At 65.3% G+C, this 16,845-nt stretch carries 16 protein-coding genes; 9 read left to right on the top strand and 7 right to left on the bottom strand.

Annotation, left to right across the window (positions count from 1 at the left end; translation table 11 throughout):
- Window positions 1–54: 54 nt before the first annotated feature.
- Window positions 55–798: a DNA/RNA nuclease SfsA gene (gene sfsA / locus AB5Y72_RS11085; protein WP_042077797.1), complete on the bottom strand. Its 744-nt coding sequence runs from the start codon at window positions 796–798 to the stop codon at window positions 55–57.
- Window positions 795–1,361, bottom strand: coding sequence for an RNA 2',3'-cyclic phosphodiesterase (gene thpR / locus AB5Y72_RS11080; RefSeq protein ID WP_325782922.1), 567 nt, complete (start codon window positions 1,359–1,361; stop codon window positions 795–797). Before thpR ends, sfsA begins: the two co-directional genes overlap by 4 nt.
- 180 nt (window positions 1,362–1,541) lie before the next feature.
- Here thpR and hrpB point away from each other — a divergent pair, with 180 nt between their 5' ends.
- The 3 genes from hrpB (at window position 1,542) to AB5Y72_RS11065 (ending at window position 6,891) form a co-directional block, all read left to right on the top strand.
- Window positions 1,542–3,995: an ATP-dependent helicase HrpB gene (gene hrpB / locus AB5Y72_RS11075; protein ID WP_219143560.1), complete on the top strand. Its 2,454-nt coding sequence runs from the start codon at window positions 1,542–1,544 to the stop codon at window positions 3,993–3,995.
- Between the two features lie 129 nt (window positions 3,996–4,124).
- The gene (gene mrcB, locus AB5Y72_RS11070) at window positions 4,125–6,446 is read left to right on the top strand and encodes a penicillin-binding protein 1B (RefSeq protein WP_202041727.1); all 2,322 of its coding nucleotides are present in this window, start codon (window positions 4,125–4,127) and stop codon (window positions 6,444–6,446) included.
- Between the two features lie 43 nt (window positions 6,447–6,489).
- Window positions 6,490–6,891: a VOC family protein gene (locus AB5Y72_RS11065; RefSeq protein WP_216990946.1), complete on the top strand. Its 402-nt coding sequence runs from the start codon at window positions 6,490–6,492 to the stop codon at window positions 6,889–6,891.
- Between the two features lie 85 nt (window positions 6,892–6,976).
- On the opposite strand, the gene AB5Y72_RS11060 is transcribed toward AB5Y72_RS11065, so the two are convergent.
- Window positions 6,977–7,297 (bottom strand): SMR family transporter, encoded by a 321-nt coding sequence (locus AB5Y72_RS11060; RefSeq protein WP_325782923.1) that lies wholly within the window; start codon window positions 7,295–7,297, stop codon window positions 6,977–6,979.
- Window positions 7,285–7,689, bottom strand: a complete 405-nt coding sequence (locus AB5Y72_RS11055) for an SMR family transporter (protein ID WP_219143563.1) — start codon at window positions 7,687–7,689, stop codon at window positions 7,285–7,287. The genes AB5Y72_RS11060 and AB5Y72_RS11055 overlap by 13 nt, the downstream gene beginning before the upstream one ends.
- A gap of 156 nt (window positions 7,690–7,845) precedes the next feature.
- Between AB5Y72_RS11055 and AB5Y72_RS11050 the strand changes: the two genes are divergently transcribed.
- Window positions 7,846–8,727, top strand: coding sequence for a LysR family transcriptional regulator (locus AB5Y72_RS11050; protein WP_210600816.1), 882 nt, complete (start codon window positions 7,846–7,848; stop codon window positions 8,725–8,727).
- Between the two features lie 42 nt (window positions 8,728–8,769).
- On the opposite strand, the gene AB5Y72_RS11045 is transcribed toward AB5Y72_RS11050, so the two are convergent.
- Window positions 8,770–9,285 (bottom strand): DUF2937 family protein, encoded by a 516-nt coding sequence (locus AB5Y72_RS11045; protein WP_042077825.1) that lies wholly within the window; start codon window positions 9,283–9,285, stop codon window positions 8,770–8,772.
- A gap of 209 nt (window positions 9,286–9,494) precedes the next feature.
- Here AB5Y72_RS11045 and AB5Y72_RS11040 point away from each other — a divergent pair, with 209 nt between their 5' ends.
- A complete protein-coding gene (locus AB5Y72_RS11040; RefSeq protein ID WP_216990944.1) occupies window positions 9,495–10,178 on the top strand; it encodes a phosphatase PAP2 family protein in 684 nt (227 codons plus the stop codon).
- A 272-nt stretch (window positions 10,179–10,450) separates the two neighbouring features.
- Window positions 10,451–11,359, top strand: a complete 909-nt coding sequence (locus AB5Y72_RS11035; protein ID WP_042077787.1) for a sulfite exporter TauE/SafE family protein — start codon at window positions 10,451–10,453, stop codon at window positions 11,357–11,359.
- A 19-nt stretch (window positions 11,360–11,378) separates the two neighbouring features.
- Here the strand turns inward: AB5Y72_RS11035 and AB5Y72_RS11030 are convergent, their stop codons facing one another.
- Window positions 11,379–12,194, bottom strand: coding sequence for a hypothetical protein (locus tag AB5Y72_RS11030; RefSeq protein ID WP_219143564.1), 816 nt, complete (start codon window positions 12,192–12,194; stop codon window positions 11,379–11,381).
- 204 nt (window positions 12,195–12,398) lie between these two features.
- The gene (gene hemL, locus AB5Y72_RS11025; RefSeq protein ID WP_219143565.1) at window positions 12,399–13,685 is read right to left on the bottom strand and encodes a glutamate-1-semialdehyde 2,1-aminomutase; all 1,287 of its coding nucleotides are present in this window, start codon (window positions 13,683–13,685) and stop codon (window positions 12,399–12,401) included.
- A 224-nt stretch (window positions 13,686–13,909) separates the two neighbouring features.
- On the opposite strand from hemL, the gene clcA reads away from it, so the two are divergent.
- The 3 genes from clcA to erpA all read left to right on the top strand — a co-directional run bounded on the left by clcA (window position 13,910) and on the right by erpA (window position 16,525).
- Window positions 13,910–15,304, top strand: a complete 1,395-nt coding sequence (gene clcA, locus AB5Y72_RS11020) for a H(+)/Cl(-) exchange transporter ClcA (protein WP_325782924.1) — start codon at window positions 13,910–13,912, stop codon at window positions 15,302–15,304.
- Window positions 15,305–15,390: 86 nt separating this feature from the next.
- Window positions 15,391–16,083 carry a DUF6776 family protein gene (locus AB5Y72_RS11015; protein ID WP_325782925.1) on the top strand — a complete coding sequence of 231 codons (693 nt, stop codon included), beginning with the start codon at window positions 15,391–15,393 and terminating at the stop codon, window positions 16,081–16,083.
- 91 nt (window positions 16,084–16,174) lie between these two features.
- Window positions 16,175–16,525 (top strand): iron-sulfur cluster insertion protein ErpA, encoded by a 351-nt coding sequence (erpA, locus tag AB5Y72_RS11010; RefSeq protein WP_010675554.1) that lies wholly within the window; start codon window positions 16,175–16,177, stop codon window positions 16,523–16,525.
- Window positions 16,526–16,845: the final 320 nt, after the last annotated feature.

Raw genomic sequence — 16,845 nt, 5'->3', positions numbered from 1 at the left:
AAGGGTCAACGGGAGGCAAACAAGCCTTGTCAATAATGTTACCCACTTCCGCATTTATTCTTTGCCCTCGGGTAGCATATGGCCAGATTCAAACGGGATAAAATCTTGCGCCACAATGCCCTGCACCCCAACATGGGGGCGATAGCATAAAATTTCAACCCCTGCCGCCATCGCCTGCTCGATAAGTTGACTATAGAGCGGATCGATATGGGCCGCAGGCCGCATCCGCTCGATGCCGGAGTGCAGCACCATAAATAGCAGCACGGCCCTGTGGCCGGCCGCCTTCATGGCCATCAATTCACGCAAGTGCTTGGCGCCGCGGGCGGTCACGGCATCGGGGAAGTAACCCATGCCCGGCTGCTCCCGCTCGTCGAGCAGGGTCACCGACTTCACCTCGATGTAACAATCCGGCCGCTCGTCATCCTCCAGCAGCAGGTCGATGCGGCTGTTCTCCTCGCCATATTTCACCTCGGTGCGCAGCCTGGCATAGCCCGCCAGCGGCGCGATGGCGCCCTGCTCAATCAGCTCCCGTGCAATCTGGTTGGCCCGGGCAGTGTTGACGCAGATGAAGTGGCCCGCCGGGCTCTCGGCGATCTCCCAGCTGTGGGCCAGCTTGCGCCTGGGATTGTTAGAGGTGGAATACCAGACCCGGGTACCGGGCTCGGCGCAGCCGGTCATGGCACCGGTATTGGCGCAGTGGAGGGTGATCACCTCGCCGCCCTCGAGTTGTACGTCGGTCAGGAAGCGCTTGTAGCGGGCGATCAGCTGCCCGGATTGCAGGGGAGGAGCGAAGATCATCGGCGGTTCTCCTGGGCGTTGGTGTCGGGGCGAGGGCGTGCTGCGGGTTTGGGGCGGGCGCGCAGGGGCCAGCAGGCCAGCGGCTCGTAATGGACGCCGTCCGGAGTGCTGACGGACCGGTAGAGGCAGAAGCGGTTCGCCTCGAGCTGAAAGTCGGGGGCGGGCAGCTCGCCGGGGGCCTCGTTCGCCTTGCGCGACAGGGTGACATGGGGGCGATAGCCCTGCTCGCCGTTGCCAAGCCCCAGCTTCTCGCCGTGGCGGCGCAGGGCCCTGGCCAGGACGGTGAGCTCGTTCGGCCATTCGCTGGGGCCCACCCAGGCCGCCTTGGCACGCTGAAACCAGCCGGTCTGATCCAGATGAACGCTGAAGGGCGGACAGTGCTGCTGGCCGGCGAGCGCGAGCAGGCGGGCTTGGGTCGCCTCGTCGGCCTCCCCGAGGAAGGCCAGGGTCAGGTGCAGATTGGCTTCCGGCACCGGCAGGCCGGGCCAGGGGCGCCGGTCGCGCCAGGCCGCCAGCTCGGGGGCCAGGGTGGGCAGGGGCAGGGCAAAGAAGAGTTTGGGCATGCGCGGTGTCTGTCCTCGTGGTGCTCATCGCAGGGGGCCATTCTATGGCAGCTGCTCCCCGGATGTCTTGCCGTGTCGCCTGGCCCGCCAGCAGGGGGCGGGCAGTGCCGCTTACGGTGGCCGGGTGGCTGTGGCAGAATGGACGCCTTTTCCAAGTCATCACAGAAGGTCCGCGCCGCTTTGTCTTCACTCCCCATCGTCTCGGTGCTGCCCGAGCTGTTTGCCGCCATCGACCGCCACGCCAGCGTGATCCTGCAGGCGCCGCCGGGGGCGGGCAAGTCGACCCTGCTGCCCCTGGAGCTGGTGCGCCGGCAGCGGCTGCCCGGTCGCATCATCATGCTGGAGCCCAGACGCCTCGCGGCACGCAACATCGCGAGCTTCCTGGCGCGCCAGCTGGGGGAGAAGGTGGGGGAGCGCGTGGGCCTGCGGGTGCGGGGCGAGAGCCGCACCAGCGCCGCCACCCGGCTCGAGATCGTGACCGAGGGGGTGCTGACCCGGATGCTGCAGCAGGATCCCGAGCTCACCGGCGTCTCGCTGGTGATCTTCGACGAGTTCCACGAGCGCAGCCTGCACGCCGACACCGCCCTGGCCTTCGCCATCGAGAGCCAGCAGGGGTTGCGCGACGATCTCAAGCTCCTGGTGATGTCCGCCACCCTGGATGGCATGGCGCTGGAGCGGCTTTTGCCGGATGCCCCCGTGGTGCGCTCCGAGGGACGCGGCTTTCCCATCGAGTACCACTATCGCCCCGCCAACCGCCAGCAGTGGCTGGAACCCCAGCTCGGCGCCGTGGTGCTGGAGGCGCTGGCCGCCCACGATGGCAGCGCCCTGGTCTTCCTCCCGGGCCAGGGGGAGATAGAGCGGCTGGCGCAGTGGCTGGAAGGGCGGCTGCCGGACGAGGTGATCCTCGCCCCTCTCTACGGCCGCCTCGACATGGCGGCCCAGCAGGCGGCCATAGATCCGGCCCCGGCGGGCCGTCGCAAGCTGGTGCTCACCACCAATGTGGCGGAGACCTCTCTCACCATCGAGGGGATCTCGGTGGTCGTCGACAGCGGGCTGGAGCGGCGTGCCTCCTTCGATCTCAAGAGCGGTGTCACCCGGCTGGAGACCCGCCCCATCGCCAAGTCCTCCGCAACCCAGCGGGCAGGGCGGGCCGGTCGTCTTGGCCCCGGCGTCTGCTACCGGCTCTGGAGCGGCGAGGTGCAGGAGCGCCTCGCCGAGCAGAGCCCCCCCGACATCCTGACCCAGGAGCTGACCGGCCTGCTGCTGGATGCCGCCCAGTGGGGGGCCAGGGTGGAGGCGCTGCCGCTGCTGGACCCGCCCCCGGCCGCCGCCGTGGCCAGTGCCCAGCGGCTGCTGGTGACCCTGGGTGCCATGAAGCCGGGCGGCGAGCAACAGTTGACCCCCGAGGGGAGGGTGATGGCGGCGTTCGGTACCCATCCCCGCCTCGCCCGCATGTTGCTGCGGGCCCGGGAGCTGGAAGCCGAGGGTCTGACAGGGATTGTCGCCGATGCGGCTTTCCTGGTGGCGCTGCTGGAAGAAGATCTGCGAGGATCCGAACGCCTTGCCGTGCTGTTCCACCGCCGGCAAGGGGCCCTGCGCCAGGGGGCCACCCGCTGGTTCGAGCGGCTCGGCGCGCGCCAGGAGGCCGCCCGGGGCCAGTGGCTGGGGTTGCTGTGCGCCCTCGCCTGGCCCGATCGCATCGGCAGGCTGCGCAGCGGCCAGCGCTACCAGCTCAGTGGCGGGGTGAGCTGCGATCTGGTAGAAGGGCATCCCTGTCAGGGGCAGGGGGCCCTCGTGGCCGTCGAAATGGGTCAGAACGAGCGCGGCAGCCGCATCTTCATTGCTGAGCCTGTGGTGCTGGACGAGCTGGTGCGCCTGCTGCCGGAGATGGTGAGCGAGCGCCAGTGGTTCGACTGGGACGAGCGTGAGGAGCGGGTACGGGCGGAGCGCCAGCAGGTGCTGGGCGAGCTGGTGCTGAGTCAGCGGCCGCTCACCGAGCTGTCGGACGAACAGAAGGGGCGCTGCCTGCTGCAGGGGATCCGGCGCAAGGGGCTGCACGTGCTGCCCTGGGACGACGCCAGCGAGGGGCTGCTGGCCCGCTTGCGCTGCGCCGCCGAGTGGCTGCCGGACGAGGGCTGGCCCGCGATGGACGAGGAGAGCCTGCTCGCGGGCCTCGAGCAGTGGCTGCTGCCGGCGGTGAGCGGCCTGACCCGACTGGAGCAGTTGAAAAAGCTCGACATGAGCGACATCCTGCGCCAGTCCCTGCCTTGGCCGCTGCCAAGGCGGCTGGACGAGGCGCTGCCTGGCCATTTCACGGCGCCGACCGGCAGCCGGGTGCGAATCCGCTACCAGCCGGGGCAGGCGCCGGCGATCCCGGTGCGCATCCAGGAGATGTTCGGGTTGGGCGCCACCCCCTGCGTGGCCGACGGCCGGGTGCCCCTGGTGGTGGAGCTGCTCTCCCCGGCCCAGCGGCCCTTGCAGATCACCGCGGATCTCGCCGCCTTCTGGGCGGGATCCTACGAACAGGTAAAGAAAGAGATGAAGGGTCGCTACCCCCGTCACTACTGGCCGGACAATCCGCTGGAGGCCATGCCGACCAGGGTGACCAAGAAGAAGATGGGGCTGCAGGAATAGCCGGCACTAAAGTGACCGGCCGGTGCGACCAGAGCAGGATGGACCAGGCACAGGGCCGATCCACCACAGGAACCGGCATCCCTGGCCGCTCGCGAATGCGAGATGACGAGTAGGAAAACAAGAGGATTTATGGCAACCCAACGACGCAAGAGCCCCCCCAAGAAGGCGGCGCCCAAACGCACCATCTGGCGCACCCTGTTCTGGCTTGGTTTCAAGATCTCCCTGGTGGTGGGCGCCTTCATGGTGGTGTTCGGCATCTACCTGGATACCAAGGTGCGCGAGCGCTTCGACGGCGAGAAGTGGCAGTTGCCCGTGATGGTCTACAGTCGCCCGCTGGAGCTCTATCCCAGCCAGCGTCTCTCCCAGACCCAGATGCTGCGCGAGCTCAACATGCTGAGCTACAAGCAGGTGCGCCAGCCGCACACCCCCGGGGAGTACGCAGTGAGCGGCAACCGCATCGAGCTTATCCGCCGTCCATTCGAGTTCCACGACGGGGCCGACGGCGCCCGCGGCCTGCGCCTCACCTTCAACGGGGCGCGGCTCGAGGGAATTCAGTCCCTGGAGAACCAGCGTCAGCTCGGCTACGCCCAGATGGACCCTGTGCTGCTGGATCGCCTCAACACCGAGGATCGGGAGGATCGTCTGCTGGTGCGGCTCTCCGAGGTGCCTGACAGCCTGCTGGTCACCCTGCTCACCACGGAAGACCGTGACTTCTACCAGCACGGCGGCGTCTCGCCCGTGGCCATCATGCGCGCCATGGCGGCCAACCTGCTGGCGGGGCGCACCGTCCAGGGGGGCAGCACCCTCACCCAGCAGCTCGCCAAGAACTTCTTCCTGACCCGTGAGCGCAGCCTGTGGCGCAAGCTGCAGGAGGCCTATATGGCGGTGCTCATCGACTACCGCTACAGCAAGGACGAGATCCTGGAGGCCTACCTCAACGAGGTCTATCTGGGGCAGAACTTCTCCCAGGGGGTTTACGGCTTCGGGTTGGCCTCCTACTTCTACTTCGGCATTCCGGTCAACGAGCTGGACATCGATCAGGTGGCCCTGCTGGTGGGCATGGTGAAGGGCCCCTCCTATTACGATCCCTGGCGCTTCCCGGACCGGGCCAAGGCGCGCCGGGATCTGGTGCTCAAGCTCCTGATGGACCACGGCAGCCTGACCCAGGCCGAGTATGAGCTCGCCAGCAAGCAGCCGCTGGGCATCATCGCCCGCGGCCAGATGAGCTATGGCCGCACCCCGGCCTTCATGGGGCTGCTCAAGCGGGAGATCCAGAGCCGCTTCGGCCCGGATCTGCTCAAACAGTCCGGCCTCAAGATCTTCACCAGCCTGGATCCCATCGCCCAGCACGCCGCCGAGCAGGCGGTGCAGACGGGGCTGGCCACCATAGAGAAGCAGCGCGGCAAGAAGAAGCTGGAGGCGGCCATGGTGGTCTCCGACTGGCACAAGGGCGAGGTGGTGGCCATGGTGGGGGGACGGGATCCCCGTTACGCCGGCTTCAACCGGGCGCTGGATGCCCGCCGCCAGATAGGCTCCCTGGTGAAGCCGGCGGTCTATCTGACCGGCCTCTCCAACGGCCTGACCCTGGGCACACCGCTGAAAGATCAGCCGATCCGCATCCGCGGCCAGGACGGCCAGATCTGGACGCCCCAGAACTACGATCGCAAGTTCCGCCAGAGCGTGCCGCTGATGGAGGCGCTGGCCAGCTCCCTCAACGTGCCGACCGTCAACCTCGGGATGCAGGTCGGCCTGGACAAGGTGGTGGACACCCTGCACAAGCTCGGCGTGGAGCAGGAGATCCAGCCTTATCCGTCCCTGGTGCTGGGGGCGGTGGCCCTCTCCCCCATGGAGGTGAACCAGATGTACCTGCCCATCGCGAACCAGGGGCTGACCCAGCCGTTGTCGGCCATCCGCGCCGTGGTGAACGGCGATGGCAGCCAGCTCTACCAGCATGACGAGACCGCGAAGCGGGTGACGGATCCCCAGGCGAGCTGGCTGACCCTGTTCGCCATGACCAAGACGGTGAGCCAGGGCACGGCCCGGGCGCTGGGCGCCAAGTTCCCCGGCGCCACCATGGCCGCCAAGACGGGGACCACCAACGAGCTACGGGACTCCTGGTTCGCCGGGATGGACAACAACGAGCTGGTGAGCGTCTGGGTCGGCCGCGACGACAACACCCCGGCCGGGCTGACCGGTGCCAGCGGGGCGCTCCAGCTGTTCAGCGGCTACATGAGCCAGCGCGGGGTCAACAGCCTGGGGCTGAAGATGCCGGAAGGGGTGAGCTGGGCCAACTTCTCCCGCGCGAGCGGGGCCCGGGTGGCCAGCGACTGCCCCGGCAGCCTGCAGGTGCCGGCCAAGCTGGCCGGTCTGGCCGAGCCCATGAGCTGTGCCAGCCCGGTCTCCAACCCGGTCAACGCGCTGGACAACTGGTTCAACGGTTTCTTCAACTAACTGCGACGGGCAGCCATGGCTGCCCGTGTTGCAAGGAGTGCCCATGACGACTCCCCTGTTTGACGCCATCCACCACGTGGCCATCATCGCCAGCGACTATGAGCGCTCCCGCCACTTCTATCACCAGGTGCTGGGGCTGCCCGTCATTGCGGAGACCCTGAGGGCCGAGCGCCAGTCGTGGAAGCTGGATCTGGCGCTGCCGGACGGAAGCCAGCTGGAGCTGTTCAGCTTTCCGGCTCCGCCGCCGCGCCCCTCCCGGCCGGAGGCGTGCGGTTTGCGCCACCTGGCGTTCCGGGTGGGGGAGCTGGACCGGGTCATCGCCCATCTGCAGCGGCACGGCGTCGAGGTGGAGCCGGTGCGGGTGGACGAGCTGACCGGCCGGCGCTTCACCTTCTTCGCCGACCCCGACGGCCTGCCGCTGGAGCTCTACGAAGCACAGCCATAGGGATGTGCCGTTCAGGCCTCAGTCCCCCAAACAGAAGAAGCCGCCAGGCAAACCGGGCGGCTTCTTTCTTTGCGTCAACTAGGGGTCAGGCGGTGGTGAGCAGGGCCACGGCGACGGCCATCACTAGGATGCCGACCCAGCCGATGGGCTTGAGCCGCTCGCCGAACAGCAGCAGTCCGCCGAGGGCGGTGCCCAGGATCCCGATGGCGCCCCAGGTGGCATAGGCCACGGCAAGATCGATCCGGCCCGTGCTGACCGCCTCCGACAGCAGGGTGAAGGCGCACAGTACCAGCAGGATGCCGAGCAGGCCCCAGCCCTTGTGGCGAAAGCCGAGCGAGCGGTTGATTGCCATGTTGGCGCCGATATCCAGCAGGGCGGCGCCCAGCACTATCATCAGCGGGTGCATGGGACCTCCCTGGCCTCGTGGGCGCTGTGCATGGGGGTGACCGGCTCCTCGTGGCGCTCACCCATCGTCACCAGAACAATCCCCACTATGGCCAGCGCCAGTCCGATCAACTCCTGAGCATTCAGGCGGTAGTCGAGGAACAGCACGGAGACGACGGTGATCAGCGCGATCCCCAGCCCCTCCCAGAGCGCGAAGGCAATGCCAATGGAGATTGTTGTGGCGGCTTTGGCCAACAACAGGTAGGAGAGCGAGATGAGTGCCCACATGGGCAGGTAGTTGAGCCAGCCAGCCTGGTTCTCCGGGATCATGGCCATGGTGGAGGTGCCGGCGACCTCGGTCAGGATGGCGCCCGTCAGGAAGAGGCGGGCCAGAAGCATGGGATTGAATGACATAACATGTCCTCTTGTTGCTGCGACGGGGCCATGATAGCCGCAGCCCGTTCAGGAGGCAGAATCGCTGAGCGTCGACAACTCAGACGCTGACGGTTTGCCTTGGCAGCAGCGGGCGAGATAAGGTGAATGCCGGATACCCAGCCCCCGGCCGTGATCATGAAGCTCTACCAGATACAACTCTTTGTGGAATCAGCCAGCAGTGGCTCCATCGCCAATGCGGCCCGCCGCCTTGGCAAGAGTCGCAGCGCGGTCAGCACGGCGATCGCGGCGCTTGAGGTTGAGCTTGGCGTCGAACTTTTTGAACGAGGGGCCAACCAGAGCCGGCTGACCGAGATCGGCGAGCAGGTGCTGGACGACTGCAAACGGCTGCTGCAGGCCGCCAACAGCCTCAAGCTCAAGTGCGAGCACCATGCCTCCGGCGCCGAGGTGGCGCTGCGGGTGGCGCGCGACGACGCCATCCCCGAGGCGGTGTGGCGGGAGATGCTGGGCCAGCTGCGCCACCAGTTTCCCGGCACCAGCATCTCCCTGGTGCTGGCCTCGCCGCCTGAGCTGCCCGCCCTGGTGGAGGAGGGGTTCGTGGATGCCGCCTTCGGCCTCATCACCGAGGAGCAGGAGCGCAGCGGCCTCAGCATCGAGGTGCTCAACCCAATCCGCACCCTGATGGTGGTGGCCCCGAGCCACCCGCTGGCCAGCCTGAAGCGGGTGCTGCAGCAGGATCTGACCGGCCATACCCAGGTCACCCTCTCCTATGTGGACGAATTCTCGGTCAAGAGCCTGCTGCCCATAGGCGGTCATCACATCGGGCTGTCGAGCTTCGAGCTGATGCGGGATGCGGTGCTCGACGGCCTCGGTTGGGCCGTGCTGCCGTCACCGCTGATCCAGAGCCAGCTGCGCCAGGGGGAGCTGCTGACCCTGAAACACAAGTTCAGCCTGCAGTGGCGCGACTACGGGGTCTATCTGGCGGAAAATGCCCACCATGGCAAGGTGCTGGCCTGGCTCAAGAAGGCCATCGGGGCCTATCTCGAACCCTTCGAATGACCGCGTTCGGGGGCGCCGCCGGACATGGCGGCACCTGGGGGATCAGCGCAGGCTGCGCCGGGAGAGCGGCTGGCGCGGGCGAAAGGGCAGCGCCAGGAGGCTGAGCAGCAGATCCCCCAGCAGGGAGGCCATCAGGCCCACCGCCACGCCGCAGAGGATGGCGGCCTGATTGAGCGGCACCACATAGCCGTAGTTGTGCAGGGTGTCCTGCCAGAGCAGGGGATCGGCGCGCAGCAGCAGGTGGGAGAGCTGCCGATACCAGGCCTGGTCCCGGAAGGCGAGTTCCTGCTGCAGGTGCCGCTGCTGGCTCACCAGCTGTTGCAGGCTGGCGGCATCCTGGGTGAAGACGGGATCCTGGCTGGCGCCGTAGTGGGCGACCAGGGCCTGAAGATCGCCCTGAAAGTGCTGATCCGCGGTGCGCTGGAAGGGTGCCAGACTGAGGCTGGCCTGTTGCAGGCGCGCATCCAGCCGCTGGTAGTAGAGATCGACGATCCCGGGGATCTGCACGCCAGCCAGCAAGCCGAGGGCAAACAGCATCATGCGAAGGTAGCTGCGCATCATCATCATCCTGAGTGAACGGAGTGGCCATACTAGCCGCAAGCCGTGGGAGAGCCAAGACGGCGGTGCCCGTTCTGCCGGCCAGGGGGGCAGAACGGGGCAGGGGCGGATTCAATAGAATGCGTTTTTGACACGAATGCTTACATTTCTGTGATTCACGTCATCTTTTGACTGACCTAGAATGCGCGCTTTTCCAAGGAAAAGTCGGCATGAGCAAGTTCATTCCTCTCTATCTGATCGGTGGCCTGATTGCCTTCAGCTGGGCTGCCCTGCCGGATCATGGCCCCTGGGATCACTGGGATCTCGCCCTCTTCCAACTGGTCAATGGCTGGCTCGGCCACTCCCCCCGCTGGGCCGATCTGGTGGCCATCACCAACAACCGCCTGTTCGATCTGGCCGCGCTGGCCTGCATGGGGGGGATCCTCGCCACCTGTTTCTTCCGTGCCGGGGAGCAGGATCGCCGCCGTCTGGTGGCCATGGGATGCGTGATGCTGCTGGCGGCCCTGGTGATCAATCAGCTCGGTCACCTGCTGCCGGTCAGCCGCCCCAGCCCCACCCTGATGGTGGAAGGGGCGCTGCGGCTGACCGAGCTCAGTACCATCCCGACCAAGGATTCCGCCGGCGACAGCTTCCCCGGTGATCACGCCCTGTTCCTGATGATCTTCGCCGGCTTCACCCTGCGCTATCTGCCGCGCCGGGCCGCCATGATCGCCCTGCTGATGGTGCCTCTGTTCTCGGCCCCCCGCATCCTCGCCGGCGCTCACTGGATGACGGATGTCTACGTCGGCGCCCTCTGCCTCTCCCTGATCTGCCTGCCGCCCCTGCTGCTGAGCCCCCTGTCGGATCGGTTGATCGACCGCATTGCTCCCCGGCTGCCCCGCTGGATCTCCTGAGCCCACCCGGAGGCCGAGAAATAAAAAGAAGGCGGGGTGGCCCGCCTTCTTTTGCTTATCTCCCATCGGTGCTGTGGTCGTCGCGAAATGACCAGGACTACGCCCGATGAGCCCGGGCCTTGGCCCTGATGACAAGTATGGTCAGCGCCATTCGGATTCTGCCAACGGAAATGGATGACACCAAACGTTTGCATCAGGCGAGAGCTTGATCCTGGCCAGGATTTTTTCCGTGTACTGCCTTAGAATCGCCGCCCGTTGCTGGAGGTCTCCCTATGCTCGTCACTTGTCTGCGTCTCTTGTTTATCGGCTGTGCCCTGGTCTTTATCTTCATGCTGATCCACGCCTGGTGGCACAAACGCCAGCAGGGCTCCCTTGAACCCACCCCCTTCTGGCCGGTGGCGGGCATCGGCTTCGTCGCGAACTTTCTCGATACTCTGGGGGTCGGCAGCTTCGCGGTGAAGACCGCCTGCTACAAGCAGTTCAAGCTGATCGACGATCGGCTGTTGCCCGGCACCCTCAACGGTCAGTGCGTGCTGCCGACGGTCACCCAGTCCCTCATCTTCATCGGTGCCGTCAAGGTGGATCCCCTCACCCTGGTCGGCATGATGGGCGCGGCGGCGGCAGGGGCCGCCTGGGGGGCGCGCCACGTCGCCTCCTTCGATCGCCAGACCATACGGCTGGTGATGGCGGTCTCCCTGCTGGTGGTGGCCGGCCTCATCTTCGCGGGTCTGCTGGGGTTGTTTCCCCTGGGCGGCGAGGCCATGGGGCTGAGCGGTTACAAGCTCGGGATCGCCCTGGCAGGCAACTTCCTCTTCGGGGTGCTGATGAACGTCGGCATCGGCCTGTTTGCCCCCTGCATGACCCTCGTCTACCTGCTCGGCATGAACCCGCTGGCGGCCTTCCCCATCATGATGGGGTCCACCGCCGTGCTCAGCGTCTTCTCGGCGGGCACCTTCATCCGCAAGGGGGCCTTCGATGCGCGGGCGGTGCTGGCGGTGGCGCTCTTCGGTCCCATCGGGGTGGTGCTGGCGGCCATGCTGGTTCAGTCCATGGACATGGCGATGCTCAAATGGCTGGTGGCCTTCATCGTCATCTATACCTCCTGGACCATGTACGCCTCCTGGAAGGCGGCCAGGGGAGAGCCCGAGAGCCAGCCCCGGCTGGCCGAAGATGCGGGCTAACCTCATCAACCCAAACCTGCTATCTCGTTCGCCGGATCCTGCGTCTGGCGAGCGGAGTCCCCACCTGCTCTCCCCCGGTCGGGGGACGCTGGCTTGAAGCGACCAGCGCCGCCTCGGCCCTGGCCCCCAGAAACACATAGAGCCCCAGCGCCAGCAGCAAGCCCACGGCGCAGCCCATCACCCCCACCGCAGGCCAGAGCAGCTCGACCTGGCCGAGGGAGCCCTTGAACAGCAGCAACAGCCCCTCGATGGAGACCGCGATCAGGATGGCGGCGATGAAGCGGGTAATGGTGCGGCGGATGGCGCTGTGGCGGAAGATGTCCTTATGCAGCAGCACCTCCTCCTCCAATATGGTCTTGCCCAGATCGAACACCGCCAGCGCCAGGGTCAGGAAGATGATGGCGCTGAAGGCGCCGAGCCGGTTCTGCTGGGTGCCGCACAGCAGCAGGTAGAGCTGCTCGAGGCCGTGCCAGATCAGGGTGCCGACGATGAGAAACAGCGCCAGGCTCAGGATGACGTAGACGGCCCTGAACCAGGGAATGGCGCGGCGCCGCTCCCTGTCTCCCATCAGCCAGGCGATCAGCGGGTGCAGGTTGATCTCCAGTTCGCGACCGTGGCCCTGCACCAGCACGCGCAGCTGCCCCTGGGCCGCCGGAATGGGCGCCTGGATGCAGGGGCTCATCTGATGTGGTGTCAGGCTTCGCACCTCCTGCACGAAGGAGTAGGCCTTGAGGGACTCCTGGGGGAGGGTGAGCAATCCCAGCAGCAGGGGGGTCAGCTCGGTTTCGTACTCCTGATAGCGCCGCAGCACATCGATGGGGCTCATCTCTGCCATACACACCTCGGTCAAGTGGGCTCCTGCACGGATCAGTGCAAATAGTGGGCCCGCTTTATGACAACCTGGGTGGCGCTGGCTGCACCAGAGGGCGGCAAATCCTGGCCCGGGGGAGTCCCCTTGCACCAGAAGGGAGCGTGGGCGCCAGCCCGGAGGCGAGGCAACAAAAAGGGCCCATCGGGCCCTTTGTCATTCGGATGGCGCTCAGCCCGCCAGCTTGGCGAAGCTGCGCTCGGCGGCGGCCAGGGTGTGCTCGATCTCCTTGTCGCCGTGGGCCAGGGACAGGAAACCCGCCTCGTAGGCGCTCGGCGCCAGATAGACACCCTCCTCCAGCATCAGATGGTAGAAGCGCTTGAAGCGTTCCATGTCGCAGAGAGTCACCTGCTCATAGCGGGTGATCTCGGGCTCTTCGGTGAAGAAGAACCCGAACATGCCGCCCACATAGGTGATGGCGAGCGGAATGCCGTGTTTGGCGGCGGCGGCCTTGAGCCCTTCTGCAACCCGCGCCGTCTTGGCGCTCAGCCGATCATAGAGACCCGGTTCCAGCAGCAGATCCAGCATGGCGAGGCCTGCGGCCATGGCCACCGGGTTGCCGGAGAGGGTGCCCGCCTGATAGACGGGACCGGTCGGGGCTATGTGCTGCATCACCTTCTTCTTGCCGCCGAAGGCGCCCACCGGCATGCCGGCGCCGATGATCTTGCCGAGGGTGGTGAGGTCCGGATCGATGTTGTAGTGGCCCTGGGCGCCGCGCAGGGAGACGCGGAAGCCGGTCATCACCTCGTCCAGGATCAGTAGGGCGCCGAATTCGTCGCAGATGGCGCGCAGCCCTTCCAGGAAGCCGGGGACCGGCGGGATGCAGTTCATGTTGCCCGCCACCGGCTCGACTATGATGCAGGCGATCTCGCTGCCGTACTGGGTGAAGGCCTCGCGCACCGAGTCCAGATCGTTATAGACACAGGTGAGAGTGTGCTTGGCGAAGTCGGCCGGCACGCCCGGGCTGTTGGGCTGGCCCAGGGTCAGGGCGCCGGAGCCGGCCTTGACCAGCAGGGAGTCGGCGTGACCGTGATAGCAGCCTTCAAACTTGACGATCTTGTCGCGGCCCGTATAGCCGCGTGCCAGGCGGATGGCGCTCATGGTGGCCTCGGTGCCGGAGTTGACCATCCGAACCTGCTCCATGGAGGGCACGATCTGGCGCACCTTCTCGGCCATCAGCACCTCGATCTCGGTGGGGGCACCGTAGCTCAGCCCCTTTTCCACCGCCTTGATGACGGCGGCCTTGATGGCCGGGTGGTTGTGACCCAGCAGCATGGGGCCCCAGGAGCCGATGTAGTCCACGTAGGCCTGGCCGTCCACGTCATAGAGATAGGCACCGTCGGCGTGATCGATGAAGCGGGGGGTACCACCGACCCCATTGAAGGCGCGGACCGGTGAGTTGACGCCGCCCGGAATGGTCTGGCGGGCCTGTTCAAACAGCTGATCTGATTTTGACATGGATCATCCTTAATGGGATTTTGGTCGTTACCCGGGCACAGACGGCGGATTGCGGCTCGGCAAGGTCGGGGCGGGAGGAGTATGCTTTGCGCTCTCGCCATCCGGGCTCCCGGTCTGCTCCCGTGATAAAAGAAACGGGCCGACTATAGCAGAAAGGCCCTGTGCTGGGCAGCCGAGCCGAGTCCGGGGTGTCTTCCAATCTTGCTGACTCAATGTGGTTTCAGATGGTGCAACAAACTATCCCCCACGGCGAGGCGGGTGCGCCGCCTCGTCCTCCCGTCCTGCAACGCTTGATCCGGCAGGACAAGATGCGGCTCCTCGTACTGCTGCTGGCCGCCCTGGTCGGACTCCTGGCTGGCGTGGTCTGCGGATTGTTTGAATCCGGCGTGCACTGGCTGATGGAACGGCGGCTCGAGCTGATGACCGATCGTCCCTGGTGGCAACTCGGCCTGATCGGCTTTGGTTTCAGCGCCCTGCTGGGCATGATCGGTTATTTCCTGACCCATGCCTTTGCGCCGGAGGCGGGCGGGTCGGGCATTCCCGAGATCGAGGGGGCCATGGACGATCTGCGCCCGGTGCGCTGGTGGCGGGTGCTGCCGGTCAAGTTCTTCGGCGGTATCTGCACCCTGAGTTCCGGCATGGTGCTGGGGCGGGAGGGGCCCTCGGTACAGATCGGCGGCAACCTCGGCAAGATGGTGGCCGATATCTTCCGGCTGCCGAGGGAACACGGCCATGCCCTGCTGGCGGCCGGCGCGGCGGGGGGCCTGGCCGCGGCCTTCAATGCACCGCTGGCGGGGATCCTCTTTGTCATGGAGGAGATGCGACCGCAGTTTCGCTACTCCTTCCTCGCCATCAAGGCGGTGGGGATCTCCGCCGTCATGGCGACCCTGATGCTGCAGAACATGAAGGGGCAAGGTGCGGTGATCAGCCTGCCCCACTACGATGCCCCGGCCCTGAAGGCGCTCTGGCTGTTCCTCGTCATGGGGGGCTGTTTCGGCGTGCTGGGTTTCGTGTTCAACAAGCTGGTGCTGGCCTGCCAGGACGGCTATCTGGCGTTGCATCAAAACAAGCGTCACCGCTTCGTCGCCATCGGCATGCTGGTGGCGGGCACCTTCGGCGTGCTGTCGCTGTTCGCCCCTGTGGTGACCGGCGGTGGCACCGAGCTCATTCCGCTGCTGATGGGGGATGACTACGCCATGGCCACCCTGTTTCTCATCTTCTCGGTGCGCCTCATCGCCACCCTCGTCTGTTTCTGCTCCGGTGCTCCCGGTGGCGTCTTCGCTCCCACCCTGGCACTCGGTACCCTGTTCGGGGTGATCTTCGGCCACCTGTTCCATGCGGCATTCCCCGAGCTCGGCATCGAGCCGGGTGCCTTCGCCATCGCCGGCATGGGGGCGCTCTTTGCCGCCACGGTGCGGGCCCCCATCACCGGCATAGTGCTGGTGACCGAGATGACCGACAACTATCAGCTGATCCTGCCCATGATGATCACCACCCTAGGCGCCACCCTGGTGGCGCAATGGCTGGGGGGGCGTCCCATCTATTCCCAGATCCTGGAGCGAACTTTACGGCTTGCGGCGCGTCAAAAGCGGGGAGAAAGCAGTGTGACTGCCGGTTAACCCTTTGTTTGTTCACATCAATCAGACGATGTCGCATATAGTGAAGGGAAAGTGGCCGCGGATGGCGTGGTAATAGATGAGGCCCTATGTCCCAGATCTGGAAGGTATTGGTGGTGCTTGTGGTGGGAGGGCTTGTCGGCTATCTCATTGGGAATCGGCAGGAACTGGCCCAGAGCAGCCTGATGACGGTGCAGCAGGAGACGCTGGAGCGCCAGAGCAAGGCCATCAGCCAGCTCAAGACGGAGCTGGGGGTCAAGGAGACCCTGCTGGCGACCCAGAAGGCGGCTTTCGAACAGTTGCAGCAGACCCTCAAGGATCAGGAGGCTCAGGTGCAGGAGCAGAAGCGCCAGCTCGCCTTCTTCGAGCGGATCATGCGCCCTACCGGCGATCAGGTGGGCGTCGCCATCGACAATCTGACCCTGCAGGAGACCAGCGTGCCGGGCCGTTACCACTATCGTCTGGCGCTGACCCAGCCAGCAAAGAAACGGGAGCTGTTTCGGGGACAGGTGCAGATCAGGGTCGAAGGGAGTCTGGCTGACAAACCCAAGATCCTGAGCAGTCGGGATCTCGGCATGAAGGTGGGAGAGGGGCGTTATGCGCTGCGCTACTTCCAGCTGCTCGAAGGCAACTGGCAACTGCCGGAAGGTTTCATCCCGGATCGAGTGCGTATCACCATCCCCAAGGAGGGCCGTCAACCGGCCCAGGAGCTGCTGGTAGAGTGGAGCGAGGTGCTCAAGCCTCTGGTGGCTCAACCCGCCCCGCTCCCCGCCGTGCAGTAATGATGCATGGTGAATACTTGAACTGAATGGTCGGGTATTGGATAATTTCGCGGTTTCCATGTTTGTGGATTTAACGGTTGTGAGGTCAGTAATGAGTGCAGTAGCAGAAGCCCCGTTGCCCATCCAGATGACGGATGCGGCGGCAAACAAGGTAAAGACCTTGATCACCGAAGAAGAAAATCCCGAGCTCAAGCTGCGGGTCTACATCACTGGGGGGGGCTGCTCCGGTTTCCAGTATGGTTTCACTTTCGATGAGAAGATCAACGACGGGGATACCGTGGTCGAAAAGAGCGGTGTGACCATGGTGATCGATCCCATGAGCCTGCAATACCTGGTCGGTGGCAGCGTGGATTACACCGAAGGCCTGGAAGGCTCCCGCTTCACCGTGACCAACCCCAATGCCACTACCACCTGTGGCTGTGGTTCCAGTTTCTCCATCTGATTTGCCGCGACAGCAGAATGAAAAGGGCCCATCGGGGCCCTTTTTGCTGGCGCCTTGCTCGATTTGTACGTTGTTTAAACGCTTGAGCGTCTTTCTCAAAAAAACACAGGGTTTTTGCTTGCCAGCGTAAAACAGTTCCCTATAATGCGCCTCCATCAGCACGGCGCAGTGCGCGTCTGGTCTGGCTTGCAAAGCAAGCCAGTGAGGGTTATAGTTATTGACCCTGCTCTTTAACAATTTGAATCAAGCAATCTGTGTGGGCACTCGCAGCATCGAGCATCAAAAACAATTTTTGATATCAATGTCTGATGAAGTGACCA

Origin of the sequence: Aeromonas sp. R7-4 (assembly GCF_040908055.1) — a bacterium.
In the GTDB taxonomy this organism is placed as follows: domain Bacteria; phylum Pseudomonadota; class Gammaproteobacteria; order Enterobacterales; family Aeromonadaceae; genus Aeromonas; species Aeromonas sanarellii.
The sequence above is the reverse complement of the archived record's forward strand: the minus strand, read 5'-3'. Positions and strand labels throughout refer to the sequence as shown.